Origin of the sequence: Lysinibacillus sp. NPDC056959 (assembly GCF_042674095.1) — a bacterium.
Taxonomy (GTDB): Bacteria; Bacillota; Bacilli; order Bacillales_A; family Planococcaceae; genus Lysinibacillus; species Lysinibacillus zambalensis.
On sequence record NZ_JBHURE010000032.1, the window covers coordinates 37942 to 39974 of the forward strand.

Genomic DNA, 2033 nt, shown 5'->3' on the forward strand with positions numbered 1-2033 from the left:
TCTCTCGAGCCCTGTTGATTATTAATCTTCACCAATCAGGCTATTACGGGCAGTTAATGTCCCACCTAATTTCTAGCCCTTGCTATGATTGTACTTAATGCTATGTTTCGATACAGATAAATTACTGCCCGTTATAGCGGGATAAAGTGAAACTATAATCAGCGAGGATTCTCTTCATCCTCGCTGATTATTAGTCTTCACCAATCGGGCTATTACGGGCAGTTAATGTCCCACCTAATTTCTAGCCCTTGCTATGATTGTACTAATGCTATGTTTCGATACAGATAAATTACTGCCCGTTATAGCGGGATAAAGTGAAACTATAATCAGCGGGGATTCTCTTCATCCTCGCTGATTATTAGTCTTCACCAATCGGGCTATTACGGGCAGTTAATCTCCCACCTAATTTCTAGCCCTTGCTATGATTGTACTAATGCTATGTTTCGATACAGATAAATTACTGCCCGTTATAGCGGGATAAAATTTACCACACTGTCTATACTATACAGTGTGGTATTCTTGTTGTTAGAGGTGATATAGATATGAACAATGAGGAACTTCAACACCTTGTTAGTCGAATATCATTAGATAGTTTCCAGAAGCCGTTTATGCATCGAGCATATTTTAATTCAAGGTTACGTTCAACAGGTGGACGTTATCTATTACAATCGCATAATATTGAAGTTAACCCAAAAGCATATGAATTGTATGGTATTAGTGAAGTAGAAGGGATAGTTCGACACGAATTATGTCATTATCATTTACATTTGGAAGGCAAAGGGTATCAGCATCGAGACAAAGATTTTCGAGAGCTATTAGTAAAAGTGAATGCTCCTCGTTTTTGTGCAGTATTACAAATCCCTAAGACAGCTTCCAAAAAACAACGTCGACTGTATACATATACATGTGTAAAATGCCAACAATCTTATGTAAGAAAAATTAGAATGAATGTGGAGAAATACTGCTGTAGCAAGTGTTTAGGACGTTTGAAACTAATAGAATAAAAAAATAATGAAAAAGGGTTGACGTTTACTGCAGATGTCCCTATAATAGTAAAAGTCGACAAGATAACGACGACGAAACATGTGAATTATTCCGAAGTAGCTCAGTTGGTAGTAGCACCTGACTGTTAATCAGGTTGTCGCAGGTTCGAGTCCTGCCTTCGGAGCCATGGCCCCTTGGTCAAGTGGTTAAGACACCGCCCTTTCACGGCGGTAACACGGGTTCGAATCCCGTAGGGGTCATTTCATTATTTTAATTTATGAAAATATAGTAACATTGGTCCCGTGGTGTAGCGGTTAACATGCCTGCCTGTCACGCAGGAGATCGCCGGTTCGATCCCGGTCGGGACCGCCACTTATTGGGGTATAGCCAAGCGGTAAGGCAACGGATTTTGATTCCGTCATGCCTAGGTTCGAATCCTAGTACCCCAGCCATTCATTTCTTAATACGAGCCATTAGCTCAGTTGGTAGAGCATCTGACTTTTAATCAGAGGGTCGAAGGTTCGAGTCCTTCATGGCTCATCTCTTTAAGAAAAAAAGTTGACTTTTCAGATTATCGTAGTACAATGAGAAAGTTACTAATCGAATGCGGTCGTGGCGGAACGGCAGACGCGCTAGGTTGAGGGCCTAGTGGGGGCAACCCCGTGGAGGTTCAAGTCCTCTCGGCCGCACCAAGTCAATTTATCAAATATATGCGCCCGTAGCTCAATTGGATAGAGCGTCTGACTACGGATCAGAAGGTTATGGGTTCGACTCCTGTCGGGCGCGCCATTTTAAATAAATATTATTCATATTGCGGGTGTAGTTTAATGGTAAAACCTCAGCCTTCCAAGCTGATGTCGTGAGTTCGATTCTCATCACCCGCTCCAAAAAACTTATTGACATTCATATTTTTCGTATAGTATGATGTAGAAGTTGTCGCTTAGAAGCGACGTTATGAACCTTGAAAACTGAACAAGCAAAACGTAATCAATAAAGTTTTTAGTAGCTAACCTTGAGTTAGTGAACGAAACAAAATTTTGGACATCAAA

The 2033-nt window shown here is 41.0% G+C and carries 1 protein-coding gene and 8 tRNA genes; all 9 read left to right on the forward strand.

Annotation, left to right across the window (positions count from 1 at the left end):
• The first annotated feature begins 542 nt into the window (after window positions 1–542).
• The 9 genes from ACFTQ7_RS22675 (at window position 543) to ACFTQ7_RS22715 (ending at window position 1871) form a co-directional block, all read left to right on the forward strand.
• Window positions 543–1004, forward strand: coding sequence for a SprT family protein (locus tag ACFTQ7_RS22675; protein ID WP_386831344.1), 462 nt, complete (start codon window positions 543–545; stop codon window positions 1002–1004).
• 90 nt (window positions 1005–1094) lie between these two features.
• Window positions 1095–1171, forward strand: a tRNA-Asn gene (locus tag ACFTQ7_RS22680).
• A gap of 1 nt (window position 1172) precedes the next feature.
• Window positions 1173–1244 (forward strand) — tRNA-Glu (locus ACFTQ7_RS22685).
• Window positions 1245–1280: 36 nt separating this feature from the next.
• Window positions 1281–1356 (forward strand) — tRNA-Asp (locus tag ACFTQ7_RS22690).
• Between the two features lie 5 nt (window positions 1357–1361).
• Window positions 1362–1436: transfer RNA gene (locus ACFTQ7_RS22695), tRNA-Gln, on the forward strand.
• Window positions 1437–1451: 15 nt separating this feature from the next.
• Window positions 1452–1524 (forward strand) — tRNA-Lys (locus tag ACFTQ7_RS22700).
• A 66-nt stretch (window positions 1525–1590) separates the two neighbouring features.
• Window positions 1591–1676, forward strand: a tRNA-Leu gene (locus ACFTQ7_RS22705).
• A 20-nt stretch (window positions 1677–1696) separates the two neighbouring features.
• Window positions 1697–1773 (forward strand) — tRNA-Arg (locus ACFTQ7_RS22710).
• Window positions 1774–1797: 24 nt separating this feature from the next.
• A tRNA-Gly gene (locus tag ACFTQ7_RS22715) sits at window positions 1798–1871 on the forward strand.
• Window positions 1872–2033 lie beyond the last annotated feature (162 nt).